Raw genomic sequence first — 15153 nt, forward strand, 5'->3', positions numbered from 1 at the left:
GGCAGTACGGGAATGGAGGAACGGATCGGATGAGGTTTCAGGCGGCATCGGCCCGGCGCCAGGCCGGGAACGGGTCGGGCAGGTCGCGATAGCGCTCGGGCTTGAAGGCGATGGTCGGCGTCTCGCCGAGGAGGCAGGCATCGAGTTCGGCGCGGATGGCGCGCTCGTCCATTGCGGAGCCGATGAAGACGAGCTCCTGCCGGCGGTCGCCCCAGACTGAGTGCCAGTGCCGGTTCAGGATGGCGCGCCATTCGGGATGGTCGGGCCAGCGCGGCCGTGGCACCGCGGCCCACCAGAAGCCCATCGCCTCGGTGCGGCAGATCGCGCCGGCGAGCGACATCTCGCCGACCCATTCGGGTCGCGTCGCCAGCCAGAAATGCCCCTTGGCCCGGATCAGCCCGGACCAGCTCTGGGCGAGAAAGGCGTTGAATTTTTCCGGATGGAAGGGCCGGCGCGCCCGGTAGACGAAGGAGGCGATGCCGTATTCCTCGGTCTCCGGCACATGGTCTTTGAAGCCGTAGAGCTCCTTGTGCCAGAGCGGGTGCTCCTGCGCCTTCTCATGGTCGAACAGGCCGGTGTCGAGGATCGCGTCCAGCGGCGCGCGGCCAAAATCGGCCTCGATCAGGCGCGCATCCGGATTTAGCGCCCGGATGACCAGCTTCGCCTGCGCTGTCGCCTCCGGTCCGGCATCGCTGACCTTGTTGAGCACGACGACATCGGCGAACTCGATCTGCTCGACCAGGAGATCGACCAGAGTGCGTTCATCGCCCTCGCCGGCCGTCTCGCCGCGCTCGCGCAGGAAGTCGCGCGAGCCGTAATCCCTGAGCAGGTTCACCGCATCGACCACCGTCACCATGGTGTCGAGCCGGGCGAGATCGGAGAGCGAGAAACCGTCCTCGTCGCGGAATTCGAAGGTCGCTGCGATCGGCAGCGGCTCGGCGATGCCGGTGCCCTCGATCAGCAGGTAGTCGAAGCGGCCGTCGCGGGCGAGCCGGCCGACCTCGGCCAGGAGGTCGTCGCGCAAGGTGCAGCAGATGCAGCCATTGCTCATCTCGACCAGCTTCTCGTCGGTGCGCGACAGGTCGCCGCCGCCGGAACGGACGAGGTCGGCATCGATATTGACCTCGCTCATGTCGTTGACAATGACCGCGACCTTGCGGCCCTCGCGGTTGTTAAGGACGTGGTTGAGCAGCGTCGTCTTGCCGGCGCCGAGAAAGCCGGAAAGCACGGTGACGGGAAGGCGGGCATCCATCTCGGATCTCATATTTTGTTACGTTGTAACATTTCATAGCGAGGGCAAATCGCCGACGCAAGGCTGCCGTGCAGGCGCGTCGCTGGCCTTCCACAGCACCCGCCCTAAGCTGCCCTCGCCATGCCGATGGAGGGGCCGCCATGATCGAGATCGACTTACTGGTCCGCGCCGAGTTCCTCTATCCGGTCAGCCCCGGCCTGCCGGTGATCCCGGATGGCGAGGTCGCGATCGCCGGTGGGCGCATCCTCCATGCCGGCCCGCGCCAGCCGGACGGACACTGGGCGCCGGCCCGCACGCTGGATGGCGCCGGGCGGGCCGTGCTGCCCGGCTTCGTCAACTGCCATTCGCACGCGGCCTCGCTGGTCTTCCGCAGCCAGACCGACGACCACGCCGCCAAGGCAGCCCTGCTCGAAGTTGCCTTCCGGATGGAGAGGGACATCAGCGAGAACGAGTGGGCGCTGCTGGCGGAAGCCGGCTGCGCCGACATGCTCCAGGCCGGCATCACCACCATCAACGACATCTGGTACGCGCCGCATCGGCTCGCCGAGACGGTCGAAGCCTGCGGCCTGCGCGCCCAGATCGCCCACAAGGTCTTCGATGTCCGCCTGCACGAGCTCTGGCGCGGCGACTACACGCATCACACCACGATCGGCGAGGAGCGCCTGCGCGATGGCGTCGCCTTCGCCGAGCGCTGGCATGGCGCCGCCGATGGCCGCATCACCGCGCGCATCGGCACCCATGCCACCGACACCTGCTCGGCGGATTTGCTCCGGACTGCCCGCGCCGAGGCGAGCCGGCTCGGCATCGGCATGCATATCCACGCCGCCCAGAGCGCCGCCGAGGTCGAGCAGATCAAGGCGGCCCATGGCTGCGGCCCGGTCGAGTTCCTCAGGGATGTCGGCATGCTCGGCCCGGATGTCGTACTCGCCCACCTCGTCTTCGCCGGGACGGGCGATCTCGACGCCGTCCAGGAGAGCGGCGCGGCGTACGCGCACTGCCCGACGATCTATCCGCGGCGCGGCCGCTATCCGCCGCTCGAGGACATCATGGCGCGCGGAATCCCGACGGGCTTCGCCACCGACTGGATGCTGAACGACCCGTTCGAAGGGATGCGCAACGCGCTCAACGCCATGCGTCTGCGCCTCGCCAGCCCGACCGCCCTCTCCTGCGCCCAGGCACTGGAACTGCACACGATCGGCGCCGCGCGCGTCATGGGCCTACAGGACGAGATCGGCTCGCTGGAGCCGGGCAAGAAGGCCGACCTGATCATGGTCGACATCAACCGCCCGCACCTCCAGCCCTATTACGGCGACTACGCCGCGCTGGTCTATTACGCTAGGGCGAGCGACGTGGTGACGAGCATCGTCGACGGGGCGATCGTGGTCGAGGATGGCCGCCCAACGCGTCTCGACCGCGACAGGACGATGGCGCTCATCAGGGAGCATGTCCCGAGTTGGCGCGGAAGGCTGGCGGCGCTTGGCAGCCGCGCCGTCTTCGGCCCGGGCTGCCCGTGCTGCGGCTGATTAGTCCCTCGCAGCCGCCGGCTCCGCGACCAGCCTGCGGACGACGTTGCTGGCGATGTCGAGCAGATCCCCGGCAGCGGGCGTTCGTGCTCCCGATGCCAGCAGGCGTACCTCGATCGGCGGCAGCTCCGGCAGGTTATACGCATCGGCGACATCGCGAACATTGCCGGGCAGGCGATGGCGGGTCCGTACCGAGACGCCGTGCCCCGCACCGAGTGCAGCCCATAACCCTGGAAGGCTCGGCGTCGTCAGCGCCATCCGCCAGCGCAGGCGCTGACGGTCGAGCGTCTGGAGCGCGGTCTGCCGGAACAGACAGGGATGATCGAACAGGACGAGCGGCAACTCGGCCGAGGCGAGCGGCGCGCTCTCCTGCGCAGCCAGCCAGAACAGCGGCAGCGTCGCGACATGCGCGCCGCTCGTCGACGACCCGGCCTTGAAAAAGGCAAGCGCGACATCGAGCCGGCCGGCCTGCACCTCTTCCTCCAACGCGTAATTGCGCCCGGCGCGCACCTCGACATGCGAATTCGGGCGCTGCTGCGAGAAAAGCCCCAGCACCTCAGGCATCACATCCTCGAAGAAGTCCTGCGGCAACCCGAGGCGCACTGTCGCCGCCCCTGCGCTGTTGCCGACGGCCGCTGCGGCCTCGTCGTTCAGCGCGATGATCTGCCTTGCATAGCTCAGCAGCGCCTCGCCGGCCTCGGTCGGCACCAGTCCGCGCCCATCCCGGCGGAAGAGCGGACGCCGCGCCTGCTCCTCCAACTTCTTGAGCTGCATGCTGATCGCCGATTGCGATCGGCCGAGCTGGGCGGCGGCGCGAGCGAAGCTGCCGAGCTCGACACCGACCACCATCGCCCGCAGCGCATCCATGTCGAAGTTGGCAACCATCGACCCGAAATCCTAAAGTGAAAGTTATAATCATTTCGTTATTCTGAATGATCTTGCATTGCTAGCGTCCTGTCCAGCGGGCTCGTCCAGCCCGACGCGAACCGCATATGGAGGACAGCGGATGAAGCCCGACCTGATCGCGCAACTGAAGACGCTCACGACGCCGCATCTGGCTGATGGCTGCCTGCGCACCGGCGTGCCGGTCCGTTTCGCTCCCGCGGGTCTGCAGCCGCTTACCCAGGACATGGAATGCCGCGGCAGGGCCCGCCCCGTGCGCCATGTCGGCAGCATCGACATCTTCTTCGAGCTGCTGGAGCATGCTGCGCCGGGCGAGGTGATCGTCATCGACAATGGCGGCCGCCTGGACGAAGCCTGCATCGGCGACATCGTCGCCATCGAGGCGAAGGCCGCCGGCATCGCCGGCTTCGTGATCTGGGGCCTGCATCGCGACAATCGCGAGCTCGCCGAGATCGGCCTGCCGGTCTTCAGCCTCGGCGCAGTGCCGACAGGGCCGCAGCGCCTGCATCCCCGGCCACATGATCACTTCCGCCAGGCATTGGTCGGCCAGCACGGCATCGCCGAGACGGACTACGTCGCCGCCGACAGCAATGGCGTCCTGTTCCTTCCTGAAAGCCATATCGAGGACATCGTCGCCGCCGCGATCGGCTATCGCGAGACCGAGGCGCGCCAGCTCGCGGCAATGCGCAACGGCCGCAGCTACCGCAGCCAGGCCCGCTTCGACCAGTACCTCGCGACGCGGGCGCAGAACCCGGCCTACGGCTTTCGCCAGCATCTGAAGGACATCGAGGCCGCCGGCGAGGTCTGAAACGCCCCGCCTCGCGCACCCCCGACGTTTCTACCTGCTCCATCACGAGACATCGCAATGACCAAACAAGTCCGCATCCACGAAAACGGCAGCCCTGACGTGCTGCGCTATGAAGATGCCGTCCTCGGCGACCCGGGACCGGGCCAGGTTCGTCTGCGCCAGACGGCCATCGGCCTCAACTTCATCGACGTTTATCAACGCACCGGCCTCTACCCGCTGCCACTGCCGAGCGGCATCGGCCTGGAGGCGGCGGGCGTCGTCGAAGCGGTTGGCGAGGGCGTGGGCCATTTGCAGCCCGGCGACCGCGTCGCCTATGCCGGCGGCCCGCCAGGCGCCTATGCCGCAGCGCGCATCATGCCGGCCGCGCCGCTGATCAAACTGCCCGATGCCATCAAGGACGAGCAGGCAGCGGCGATGATGCTGCAGGGCCTGACGGCCTATTACCTGATCCATCGGACCTATCGTGCGAAGCTCGGCGACACCGTGCTCTTCCACGCCGCGGCCGGCGGCGTCGGGCTGATCGCCTGCCAATGGCTGAGCGCGCTCGGCGTCACCGTGATCGGCACCGTCGGCAGCGAGGAGAAGGCGGCGCTGGCGCGCGCCCATGGCTGCACCCATACGATCCTCTATCGCGAGGAGAACATCGCCGAACGGGTGCGCGCGATCACCGATGGCGCTGGCGTTCCGGTCGTCTTCGATTCGGTCGGCAAGGACACCTGGGAGGCATCGCTCGACAGCCTGAGCCCACTCGGCCTGATGGTCAGCTACGGCAATGCCTCGGGAGCGGTTCCGCCTTTTGCCGTCGGCCAGCTTGCCAGCAAGGGCTCGCTGTTCGTGACGCGGCCGACGCTCGCGACCTACATGGCCAAGCGCGAGGATCTCGAAGCCGCCGCCAACGCATTGTTCGCCGTCGTCGCCGATGGCACGGTCAAGATCGCGGCGCGGCAAGCCTACCCGCTCGCCGAGGTCGCGGAGGCGCATCGCGATCTCGAGGCCCGCAAGACCTCCGGCTCGACCATCCTCATGCCGTAACGCCGCCCTTCCGGCCGGCCGCGCAGTCAGGTGATCAGCTTGGCGCGCGGCACCGAAGGATCGCGTCGCGCCGTCTCGATCACAGTGTCGAGCAGGCCTGGGAAACGCCGGTCGAATTCCTCGCGGCGGATACTGAGATAGCGCACCGTCCCCTCCGCCCGCGACCGCGTGATCCCGGCCTCGCGCAGCTTGGCGAAATGGTAGGAGAGCAGCGAAGGCGAGGCGAGCTCGGTGAAGGCTCCGCAGCGCGCCTTGTCGACCTCGTCGCAATCGGCGAGCGAGACCAGGATGCCGAGCCGGATCGGATCGCCCAGCGCCGCGAACACGTCGGCCGGCAGGACGTCCTCGATCTCCGGATGGAAGAGCTGCTGCTTCATGACCTCCGACTTAATTGACGGGGCGGCTCCTGACAAGTTTCAACGATCCTTGAAATTAAGATTGACTCACGATCGCCCGACGCTCATTAATTCAACGATCATTGAAATTGTCGGCAACTCCCCACGGAGCCCTCTGCCATGGATATCCGTCTCCTCCTGCTGGCCGGCGGCGCCTTCGCCATCGGCACCGGCAGCCTCGTCATCACCGGCATCCTGCCGAACCTCGCCGCCGCCTTCGGCGTCAGCGTCGATACGGCCGGCCTGCTGATCTCGATCTTCGCCATCGCCTACGCCATCGGCTCGCCGGTGCTCTCGACGCTGTTCGGCAACCTCGACCGCAAGCTCGTGCTCGTCGGTTCGCTCACGGTCTTCACGCTCGCCAATCTCGTCGCTGCCTTCACCCGCGATTTCTCCTCGCTGATGCTGGCGCGCATCGTCATGGCGCTCGCTTCGGGCGTGTTCATGCCGGCGGCCAACGCCGTCGCGGTCGCCCTGGTGCCGCCCGAGCGCCGGGCACGGGCAATCGCGCTGGTCACCGGCGGCATGACCGTCTCGCTGATTCTGGGCGTGCCGCTCGGCACCGCCGTCGCCACGCTCGGCTGGCATTTCGCGTTCCTGGTCGTGGCGCTCTTCGGCGCGCTCGCTCTGGCCGGCCTGTTGTTCAAGATGCCTGCCGGCCTGCCGCGCGGCGCAAACACGCTGGCCGAGCGGCTGCAGGTCGCACGTCGTGGCGACGTCCTGCTCGCGCTCGGCACCACCGCGCTTTGGACCACCGGCGCCTTCACGCTCTACACCTATGTCGCGCCCTTCCTCTCGGCCCATGCCGGCATTTCCGGCCATTGGCTCAGCGCGACGCTGGTCATCACCGGCATCGGCTCGGCGCTCGGCAACCAGTGGGGCGGCCAGGCCAGCGACCGCTTCGGCCCCGTGCCGACGCTGACCTTCGTGCTGACCCTGCTCGCAGCCTCGTTGGCCGCCGCTTCGCTCGTCGCGGTGACGCTGCCGCCCGCGGTCGCGATCTTCGTCCTGCCGGTGATCCTGATGGTCTGGAGCGGCGCCGGCTGGGCGGGCCATCCCTCGCAGATGTCGCGGCTCGCCGCGATGGCGCCGGATGCCGTCGTGGTCGCGCTCTCGCTCAATGCCTCGGCGCTCTATGTCGGCATCGCTGCCGGCGCCGCGCTCGGCCAGCAGGTACTGCGCCATGGCGCCTCCTGGGAGCTCGGCTTCGTCGGAGCCGCCTGCGAACTCGGTGCGCTTGCCCTGCTGCTGATCGCAACGCGGCGGCGCAAGGCGGCCATGCGTGATGCAGCTCGCGTCAGCGAAATCGCGATCGCCCCGCCGGTGCGCTGAACTGGACCACCCGGATAGACGCAAGCCCGCTCGCCTTCATGGCGGGCGGGTTTTGCTTGTCGCGAGCCGCCAGCGTCAGGCCCTGACCTCGAACACCATGTTGAACGGCGTTTCGGTGGCGCGGCGGAAGCGGGAGAAACCGGCGTCGAGCGCGACCTTGCGCAAACGGAACTCTCCGGCCTGCGCCCCAAGGCCGAGCCCAACCTCCTGCGATAGCGAGGCCGGTGTGCAGATCATCGTCGACGCCCCGTAGAAGATCCGGCCGACCGGGTTGATGTTCTGCTTCAGATTGTCATGGGCGAAGGGCTCGACGATCATCCAGGTGCCGTCTTCAGCCAGCGTCTCCCTGACATGGCGTCCGGCCCCGACCGGATCGCCCATATCGTGCAGACAGTCGAACATGGCGACGAGATCGTAGCTTGCTGCCGGGAAATCCTTGGCGCTGGCCCGCTCGAAGACGATGCGCTCGCCGACGCCGGCCTTGTCGGCCATCTCCCTCGCCTTCTCGATCGAAGGGCCGTGATAGTCGAAGGCGTAGAAGCGTGATTTCGGATAGGCCTGCGCCATCAGGATGGTCGAGGCGCCATGGCCGCAGCCGACATCGGCGACAACAGCCCCCTTCTCAAGCTTGGCTGCGACACCGTCCAGCGCCGGGATCCAGCTGCTGACGAGGTTGGTGTTGTAGCCCGGCCGGAAGAAGCGCTCGGTGCCGCGGAACAGGCAGTTGCTGTGCTCGTGCCAGCCGAGCCCGGCGCCGGTCCTGAAGGCCTCTTCGACCTTGGGCTCATCGACCCACATGGACTGGACGATCTCGAAGGCGCCGGCGAAGAAGGCCGGGCTGCCTTCCTCGGCGAAGGCCATCGCCTGCTCCGGAGACAGGCTGAAGCTGTCGGTCCCCTCGTCGTATTGAATGTATTCGGCCGCGGCCTGGGCCGAGAGCCATTCGCGGACATAGCGTTCCTTCAGGCCGGTCCTGCCGGCGAGTTCTGCCGCCGTCACGGATTCGCCATCGGCCATGGCCCGGTAGAGGCCAAGTTGGTCGCCGAGCACGATGAGGGAGCCGGTGACGCAGGCTCCAACGTCTCCGACGAGACGTCCGACAAGGGCATCGAGCTTTTGCGGATCGGATTGACGCATGGCCAAGCTCCTCTGGTTAGGGAGGGCGTGGCCGGAATCTGACGCGAACCGGCTCGACGCCATCGCGGAAGCAGATGCTATACCCCGCTCGCTACCGCTCAACTGCGCAAAGGGAGAAACGCGCTGCCTGTGCGCGCATGACAGGAAGGAGCGCTTTCCGCTTCCCCCCGCCGCCTCCCCCGTCTATAGCGAGCGCCTAGCATTCATCTTTGGGCGCTCGCTGGCCTCCGCTCCTTTAAGGTCGGACGGACCGTGCGCGCCCGCACGAAACCGGTCGAGACCATGCCCAAGCGCACAGACATCAAGACGATCCTGATCATCGGCGCGGGCCCCATCATCATCGGCCAGGCCTGCGAGTTCGATTATTCCGGTACCCAGGCCTGCAAGACGCTGAAGGCCGAGGGCTACCGCATCGTCCTGGTCAACTCGAACCCGGCGACGATCATGACCGATCCGGACCTCGCCGACGCGACCTATGTCGAGCCGATCACGCCCGAGATCGTCGCCAAGATCATCGAGAAGGAGCGCAACGTCCTGCCGGGCGGCTTTGCCCTGCTGCCGACCATGGGCGGCCAGACCGCGCTCAACTGCGCGCTGTCGTTGCAGAAGATGGGTGTGCTGGAGAAATTCGACATTGAGATGATCGGCGCCACCGCCGATGCGATCGACAAGGCCGAGGACCGCGAGCGCTTCCGCGAGGCGATGACCAAGATCGGCCTGTCGACCCCGCGCTCGCACCACGTCAAGACGCTCGGCGCCGCACTCGACGCGCTGGAGGATATCGGCCTGCCGGCGATCATCCGCCCATCCTTCACCATGGGCGGCACCGGCGGCGGCATCGCCTACAACAAGGGCGAGTTCATCGACATCGTCGAGCGCGGCATGGACGCCTCGCCGACCAGCGAGGTGCTGATCGAAGAGAGCGTGCTCGGCTGGAAGGAGTACGAGATGGAGGTCGTCCGCGATAAGGCGGACAACTGCATCATCGTCTGCTCGATCGAGAACATCGATCCGATGGGCGTCCACACCGGTGATTCGATCACCGTCGCCCCGGCGCTGACGCTGACCGACAAGGAATACCAGATCATGCGCGACGCCTCGCTGGCGGTGCTGCGCGAGATCGGCGTCGAGACCGGCGGCTCGAACGTTCAGTTCGCGGTCGATCCCGAGAGCGGCCGGATGATCGTCATCGAGATGAACCCGCGTGTCTCGCGCTCGTCCGCGCTGGCCTCGAAGGCGACCGGCTTCCCGATCGCCAAAGTGGCGGCCCGGCTTGCCGTCGGCTACACGCTCGACGAGATCGAGAACGACATCACCGGCGGCGCGACGCCGGCCTCCTTCGAGCCGACGATCGACTACGTCGTCACCAAGATCCCGCGCTTCGCCTTCGAGAAGTTCCCGGGCTCCGAGCCGACCCTGACCACTGCGATGAAGTCGGTCGGCGAAGCCATGGCGATCGGCCGGACCTTCCAGGAATCGCTGCAGAAGGCGCTGCGCTCGCTCGAGACCGGTCTCGACGGGCTCGACGAGATCGAGATCGAGGGCGTCGGCCACGGCGACGACAAGAACGCGATCAAGGCGGCGCTCTCGACACCGACCCCGGACCGCATCCTCCAGGTCGCCCAGGCGATGCGCGCCGGCTTCACCGACGAGCAGATCCATGAGAGCTGCAAGATCGATCCCTGGTTCCTCGAGCAGATGCGCGGCATCGTCGACGCCGAGGAAAAGGTCCGCAAGCACGGCCTGCCGCAGACGCCGATCGCGTTCCGCCAGCTCAAGGCGATGGGCTTCTCCGACAAGCGCCTCGCCGCCGTCGCCGGCAAGAGCGAGGACGAGGTTCGCACGCTCCGCCGCTCGCTGAAGGTGCGCCCGGTGTTCAAGCGCATCGACACCTGCGCCGCCGAGTTCGCCTCGCCGACGGCCTATATGTACTCGACCTACGCCATGCCATTCGCCGGCGTGCCGGCCGACGAGGCACAGCCCTCCTCCGCCAAGAAGGTCGTCATCCTCGGCGGCGGACCCAACCGCATCGGCCAGGGCATCGAGTTCGACTATTGCTGCTGCCATGCCTGCTACGCCCTGCGCGACGCCGGCTACGAGACCATCATGGTCAACTGCAATCCCGAGACGGTCTCGACCGACTACGACACCTCCGACCGGCTCTATTTCGAGCCGCTGACCGCCGAGGACGTGCTCGAGATCCTCGAGACCGAGAAGCAGAACGGCACGCTGCACGGCGTCATCGTCCAGTTCGGTGGCCAGACCCCGCTGAAGCTGGCGCATGCGCTGGAGCAGGCCGGTATCCCGATCCTCGGCACCTCGCCCGACATGATCGACCTTGCCGAGGACCGCGACCGCTTCAAGCGCCTGCTCGACAAGCTGCAGCTCAAGCAGCCGAAGAACGGCATCGCCTATTCGGTCGAGCAGTCGCGCATGATCGCGGCCGAGCTCGGCCTGCCCTTCGTGGTGCGCCCGTCCTACGTCCTCGGCGGCCGCGCCATGGCGATCATTCGCGACGAGGTGATGTTCGAGGACTACCTGCTCGGCACGCTGCCCTCGCTGATCCCCTCCGAGGTCAAGGCCAAGTACCCGAACGACAAGACCGGCCAGATCAACACCGTCCTCGGCAAGAACCCGCTGCTGTTCGACCGCTATCTCTCGGATGCGATCGAGGTCGACGTCGACTGTCTCTGCGATGGCAAGGACGCCTTCATCGCCGGCATCATGGAGCATATTGAGGAAGCCGGCATCCACTCCGGCGATTCGGCCTGCTCGTTGCCGCCGCGCTCGCTCAGCCCTGAGACCATCGCCGAACTGGAGCGCCAGACCCGCGCCATGGCATTGGCGCTCGACGTCGGCGGGCTGATGAACGTGCAGTACGCCATCAAGGACGGCGATATCTACGTGCTCGAGGTCAATCCGCGGGCATCGCGCACCGTGCCCTTCGTCGCCAAGGTCATCGGCAAGCCGATCGCCAAGATCGCCGCCCGGCTGATGGCCGGCGAAAAGCTCGCGAGCTTCAATCTGAAGCAGGAAAAGCTCGACCATGTCGGCGTGAAGGAGGCGGTGTTCCCCTTCGCCCGCTTCCCCGGCGTCGACGTCCTGCTCGGCCCGGAGATGCGCTCGACCGGCGAGGTCATCGGCCTCGACCGCTCCTTCGACGTCGCCTTCGCCAAGAGCCAGTTAGGGGCCGGCTCGAAGGTGCCGGTCAAGGGCACGGTCTTCGTCTCGGTCCGCGACGAGGACAAGCCGCGCATCCTGCCCTCGATGGCGATGCTGGCCGAGCTCGGCTTCCAGATCGTCGCCACCGGCGGCACCCTGCGCCTGCTGCAGGAGCACGGCATCCGCGCCAGCAAGATCAACAAGGTGCTGGAAGGCCGGCCGCACGTCGTCGACGCCATCAAGAACGGCGAGATCCAGCTGGTCTTCAACACCACCGACGGCCCGCAGGCGCTCGCGGACTCGCGCTCGCTGCGCCGCGCAGCCCTCTTGCACAAGGTGCCCTATTATACCACCTTGGCCGGAGCGATCGCCGCCGCGGAGGGCATCAAGGCCTACAGCAGTGGCGATCTCGAAGTGAGGTCGCTGCAATCCTATTTCGGCCGCGCCGCCTGATCGGCCGCGCGGCGAATTGGTTTTCTGACGATCGAAAGCGATGCGGACGCGCTGGCCATGGTCGGCGCGTGCGTAATCGCTTTTTGCAACTGGGACGGGACGATGGAAAAGGTTCCAATGACGGCGGGCGGCTTCGTCGCCCTCGAGGTCGAGTTGAAGCAGCGCCAGCAGGTCGACCGCCAGCGCATCATCCAGGCGATCGCCGAGGCGCGCGCGCTGGGCGATCTCTCGGAGAACGCCGAATACCATGCCGCCAAGGAGGCCCAATCGCTGAATGAAGGCCGCATCATGGAGCTCGAATCGCTGATCGGCCGCGCCGACATCATCGATATCAGCAAGCTCGGCGGCGACACCATCAAGTTCGGCGCCACCGTCAAGCTGATCGACGACGACACCGAGGAAGAGAAGCTCTACCAGATCGTCGGCGAGCCGGAGTCGGACGTGAAGTCCGGCAAGGTCTCGATCGGCTCGCCGATCGCGCGCGCCCTGATCGGCAAGAAGGTCGGCGACTCCGTCCACGTCAACACGCCTGGCGGCGGCAAGTCCTATGAGGTCGTCAGCGTCGCCTTTCGCTGACGGCACGGCTTGGCCAGCCCGGCGGCAGCCCCTACATTGAGGGCCTGACTGCCGCCGGAGACCGCCCCATGACCACGCGCCGCGCATTTCTCACCGGGTCCGCCGTGCTTGCCGCCGGCGGGCTCGCTTCGCTTCCGGCTCTGGCGCAGGGCATCGCCATCGGCGGAATCCGCGTCGATGCGCGCCGCCTTGGCCCGCAAGGCTGGGGCGAAAATGCCCCCCGGATCGCGCGCGCCATGGAGCAGGAACTCGCGCGCCAGCTCGCACCGTTGCGCCAGCGCGGCGGCCCCACACTTCATGTCACGGTGCAAGGCCTCTGGCTCGCCGGTTCGGCCGGCACCGGCGGCGCCGGCGATGCTGGCGACAACGACAATATGGACAGCATCGCCGAGGTGATCGACCGCGGGCGCGTGCTCTTCAGCCGCGATATTCGCTCGCACCTGCTCTCCTCCTCCGGCGGCGCCTGGTACCGGCCGGATGTCGACCAGCGCCGCGTCGTCGCGCTGCTTGAGAACAACGCCCAGTGGATCAAGCGCTATCTCGGCGCCTGAGAGAATGCTGTCGCGCCGCACAGCCCTGACGGGCTTCGTCGCCGTCTTGCTGGCGGGTTGCCAGACCACGGCTCAAACCGCTTCACCCGTCGCAATCCAGACCATTCGCGTTGACACTGCGCCTCTGGCAACCAAGGGGCAGAGCGCCACCGCGGCGCTGATCAAGCCGATGCTGGAACGCGAACTCGCCAGCGTTCGCACTGCAGGTGGACGCGGCGCGACCCTGCAGGTCACCGTCACCGGTCTCTATCTGACGAGCTATGCTGGCGGCCAGGCCGTCACGCTCGGCAACGACACGCTGGAAAGCGAAGCGCGCTTGATCGGCGCCGACGGTCGCGAGATCGCACGCTACCCGGTCCTCGCCATCATGGCGCCGAGCTATGGCGGCGCCTGGTATCGGCCGGACGTCAATCAGCGCCGGATCGAGGCACTGGTCGCCAGCAACGCCCAATGGATCAGGCGCGCGGTCGGCGGCTGAGCGAGCGTCTTAAAGCGGCGCGATCGGCTCGTCCTTGACCCGGTCGAGCGCCAGCGCCGTACGGACATTGCGAACGTTCGGCAGCGCCGTCAGGTCGGCGACGAAATCCTGGAAGGCCTTCAGATCGGTCGCGACGCATTTCAGGATGAAGTCGATGTCGCCCGACAGCGTCCAGCACTCGCGCACCAGCGACCATTCGCGGATCCGCTGCTGAAAGGCGGCAAGATCGGCCTCGGCCTGGCTGGCGAGGTGGACGAAGGCGAAGCAGACGACCTCGATGCCGAGCTTGCGTTCGTCGAGCAGCGCCCGATAGCCGGTGATGACGCCGGCCTCCTCCAGCGCGCGCACGCGCCTGAGACAGGGCGGCGGCGAGATGCCGACCCGGCTCGAGAGCTCGACATTGGTCATGCGCCCGTCGCTCTGCAGCTCCGTCAGGATACGGAGATCGATCTCGTCGAGTTTGGCGCGCACAAATCCTCCTGAAAATGGAACGCGCTGGTGTAGACGCGCCATCGACGCGATACAAGGCATCGACCACGCCAAACCCGGACCAGCCGACCGTGCCGCCAGAATCGACGCCTTCCCTCTGGGTGCTGACCGACGGCAAGGCCGGCGACGAGGTGCAATGCCTCGGCGTCGCCGAGCGCCTGGGCGTCGCTCCCGAGCTTCGCCGGATCAATCCGGGCCGGCCCTGGAGCTGGCTGATGCCGCGCGGGCCGATCGATCCGCGCGAGGCCCCCGACCGACCGGGCAGCCCGATCCGCCCGCCCTTCCCCGATATCGCCATCGCCTCCGGACGCCGCGCCGTCGCCTATCTACGCGCCGTCAAGAAGGCTTCGAACGGCGCAACCTTCACGGTTTTCCTGAAGGACCCGCGCATCGGCCCCGACGCCGCCGACCTGATCTGGGTTTCGGAGCACGACCGCCTGCGCGGCGAGAACGTGCTGGTGACGATCACCTCGCCGCACCGGCTCGCGCCGGAAGCTCTCGCTGCCGCCCGGACCGCGCCACCACCGGAGCTCGCCGCCCTGCCCTTCCCGCGCGCGGCCGTGCTCGCCGGCGGCGATAGTCGCCACCACCGCTTCCGGACGGACGACATCGAACGCTTCGCGCGCGAACTCGACGCGCTCGCTGCCTCCGGCGTCGCCCTGATGGGCTCGCGCTCGCGCCGGACCCCGCCGGCCCTCGATGCCGCCATCGCCGAGGTCTTCCGCCGCCATGGCGGCTGGTGGTGGGATGGCAGCGGCGTCAATCCTTACGTGCCGCTGCTCGCCAATGCCGACGCCATCGTCACGACCGCCGATTCGACCAATATGATCGGCGAGGCAGCGGCGACCGGCGCGCCCATCCTGGTCTTCGAGCCGCATGGCGGGCACGGCAAGCTGGCGAAGTTCCTGGAGGCGCTGAAACGCCACGGCGCTGTGCATCACTTCCAGGGCAAGCTTGAAGGCTCCCGCTACGAGCCGCTAGATTCGACCGGAACGATCGCCGCGGCCGTGCTCGAGGGCTGGCGGCGTCACAAGGCTGCAACGGGGCTGGACTGAAGCCACT

14 protein-coding genes are annotated in these 15153 nt (G+C 67.4%); 9 read left to right on the top strand and 5 right to left on the bottom strand.

All coding sequences use genetic code 11. The annotated features are described in order from the left end of the window. Positions 1–37: 37 nt before the first annotated feature. Positions 38–1252 (bottom strand): zinc metallochaperone GTPase ZigA, encoded by a 1215-nt coding sequence (zigA, locus tag ACSQ3M_RS13595; protein WP_436150612.1) that lies wholly within the window; start codon positions 1250–1252, stop codon positions 38–40. A gap of 140 nt (positions 1253–1392) precedes the next feature. Between zigA and ACSQ3M_RS13600 the strand changes: the two genes are divergently transcribed. Continuing rightward, complete coding sequence (locus ACSQ3M_RS13600; RefSeq protein WP_436150613.1) at positions 1393–2775, top strand: amidohydrolase family protein; 1383 nt, start codon at positions 1393–1395, stop codon at positions 2773–2775. Here the strand turns inward: ACSQ3M_RS13600 and ACSQ3M_RS13605 are convergent, their stop codons facing one another. After that, the gene (locus ACSQ3M_RS13605; RefSeq protein ID WP_436150614.1) at positions 2776–3660 is read right to left on the bottom strand and encodes a LysR family transcriptional regulator; all 885 of its coding nucleotides are present in this window, start codon (positions 3658–3660) and stop codon (positions 2776–2778) included. Between the two features lie 121 nt (positions 3661–3781). On the opposite strand from ACSQ3M_RS13605, the gene ACSQ3M_RS13610 reads away from it, so the two are divergent. Together ACSQ3M_RS13610 and ACSQ3M_RS13615 are read left to right on the top strand one after the other, a co-directional pair. Further along, on the top strand, positions 3782–4486 hold the full coding sequence (locus ACSQ3M_RS13610; RefSeq protein ID WP_436150615.1) for an RraA family protein: 705 nt from the start codon (positions 3782–3784) through the stop codon (positions 4484–4486). A gap of 57 nt (positions 4487–4543) precedes the next feature. Beyond that, positions 4544–5518, top strand: a complete 975-nt coding sequence (locus tag ACSQ3M_RS13615; RefSeq protein ID WP_436150616.1) for a quinone oxidoreductase family protein — start codon at positions 4544–4546, stop codon at positions 5516–5518. 26 nt (positions 5519–5544) lie between these two features. On the opposite strand, the gene ACSQ3M_RS13620 is transcribed toward ACSQ3M_RS13615, so the two are convergent. Beyond that, positions 5545–5895 (bottom strand): ArsR/SmtB family transcription factor, encoded by a 351-nt coding sequence (locus ACSQ3M_RS13620; protein ID WP_436150617.1) that lies wholly within the window; start codon positions 5893–5895, stop codon positions 5545–5547. A gap of 138 nt (positions 5896–6033) precedes the next feature. Between ACSQ3M_RS13620 and ACSQ3M_RS13625 the strand changes: the two genes are divergently transcribed. Beyond that, positions 6034–7245 (top strand): MFS transporter, encoded by a 1212-nt coding sequence (locus tag ACSQ3M_RS13625; protein ID WP_436150618.1) that lies wholly within the window; start codon positions 6034–6036, stop codon positions 7243–7245. 75 nt (positions 7246–7320) lie between these two features. Here the strand turns inward: ACSQ3M_RS13625 and ACSQ3M_RS13630 are convergent, their stop codons facing one another. Next, positions 7321–8382 (bottom strand): class I SAM-dependent methyltransferase, encoded by a 1062-nt coding sequence (locus ACSQ3M_RS13630; RefSeq protein WP_436150619.1) that lies wholly within the window; start codon positions 8380–8382, stop codon positions 7321–7323. Between the two features lie 282 nt (positions 8383–8664). Between ACSQ3M_RS13630 and carB the strand changes: the two genes are divergently transcribed. From carB to ACSQ3M_RS13650, 4 genes are all read left to right on the top strand, one after another. Next, positions 8665–11997 (top strand): carbamoyl-phosphate synthase large subunit, encoded by a 3333-nt coding sequence (gene carB, locus ACSQ3M_RS13635; protein WP_436150962.1) that lies wholly within the window; start codon positions 8665–8667, stop codon positions 11995–11997. Positions 11998–12099: 102 nt separating this feature from the next. Then, entirely contained in the window at positions 12100–12573 is a 474-nt protein-coding gene (gene greA, locus ACSQ3M_RS13640; RefSeq protein ID WP_436150620.1) for a transcription elongation factor GreA, read from the top strand. Positions 12574–12641: 68 nt separating this feature from the next. Then, complete coding sequence (locus ACSQ3M_RS13645) at positions 12642–13124, top strand: hypothetical protein (protein ID WP_436150621.1); 483 nt, start codon at positions 12642–12644, stop codon at positions 13122–13124. A gap of 4 nt (positions 13125–13128) precedes the next feature. Then, complete coding sequence (locus ACSQ3M_RS13650) at positions 13129–13602, top strand: hypothetical protein (protein ID WP_436150622.1); 474 nt, start codon at positions 13129–13131, stop codon at positions 13600–13602. A 9-nt stretch (positions 13603–13611) separates the two neighbouring features. Here ACSQ3M_RS13650 and ACSQ3M_RS13655 read toward each other — a convergent pair whose 3' ends face one another. Then, entirely contained in the window at positions 13612–14073 is a 462-nt protein-coding gene (locus tag ACSQ3M_RS13655; protein ID WP_436150623.1) for an Lrp/AsnC family transcriptional regulator, read from the bottom strand. Between the two features lie 89 nt (positions 14074–14162). Here ACSQ3M_RS13655 and ACSQ3M_RS13660 point away from each other — a divergent pair, with 89 nt between their 5' ends. Further along, the gene (locus tag ACSQ3M_RS13660; protein WP_436150624.1) at positions 14163–15146 is read left to right on the top strand and encodes a mitochondrial fission ELM1 family protein; all 984 of its coding nucleotides are present in this window, start codon (positions 14163–14165) and stop codon (positions 15144–15146) included. The last annotated feature ends 7 nt before the right edge of the window (positions 15147–15153 follow it).

Source organism: Allobosea sp. LjRoot90 (assembly GCF_964254315.1).
In the GTDB taxonomy this organism is placed as follows: domain Bacteria; phylum Pseudomonadota; class Alphaproteobacteria; order Rhizobiales; family Beijerinckiaceae; genus Allobosea.

What these genes read in the sequence shown, in the direction of transcription:
- zigA (WP_436150612.1), bottom strand. Translation starts at nt 1,252, where the DNA reads ATGGATGCCCGCCTTCCCGTCACCGTGCTTTCCGGCTTTCTCGGCGCC.
- ACSQ3M_RS13600 (WP_436150613.1), top strand. Translation starts at nt 1,393, where the DNA reads ATGATCGAGATCGACTTACTGGTCCGCGCCGAGTTCCTCTATCCGGTC.
- ACSQ3M_RS13605 (WP_436150614.1), bottom strand. Translation starts at nt 3,660, where the DNA reads ATGGTTGCCAACTTCGACATGGATGCGCTGCGGGCGATGGTGGTCGGT.
- ACSQ3M_RS13610 (WP_436150615.1), top strand. Translation starts at nt 3,782, where the DNA reads ATGAAGCCCGACCTGATCGCGCAACTGAAGACGCTCACGACGCCGCAT.
- ACSQ3M_RS13615 (WP_436150616.1), top strand. Translation starts at nt 4,544, where the DNA reads ATGACCAAACAAGTCCGCATCCACGAAAACGGCAGCCCTGACGTGCTG.
- ACSQ3M_RS13620 (WP_436150617.1), bottom strand. Translation starts at nt 5,895, where the DNA reads ATGAAGCAGCAGCTCTTCCATCCGGAGATCGAGGACGTCCTGCCGGCC.
- ACSQ3M_RS13625 (WP_436150618.1), top strand. Translation starts at nt 6,034, where the DNA reads ATGGATATCCGTCTCCTCCTGCTGGCCGGCGGCGCCTTCGCCATCGGC.
- ACSQ3M_RS13630 (WP_436150619.1), bottom strand. Translation starts at nt 8,382, where the DNA reads ATGCGTCAATCCGATCCGCAAAAGCTCGATGCCCTTGTCGGACGTCTC.
- carB (WP_436150962.1), top strand. Translation starts at nt 8,665, where the DNA reads ATGCCCAAGCGCACAGACATCAAGACGATCCTGATCATCGGCGCGGGC.
- greA (WP_436150620.1), top strand. Translation starts at nt 12,100, where the DNA reads ATGGAAAAGGTTCCAATGACGGCGGGCGGCTTCGTCGCCCTCGAGGTC.
- ACSQ3M_RS13645 (WP_436150621.1), top strand. Translation starts at nt 12,642, where the DNA reads ATGACCACGCGCCGCGCATTTCTCACCGGGTCCGCCGTGCTTGCCGCC.
- ACSQ3M_RS13650 (WP_436150622.1), top strand. Translation starts at nt 13,129, where the DNA reads ATGCTGTCGCGCCGCACAGCCCTGACGGGCTTCGTCGCCGTCTTGCTG.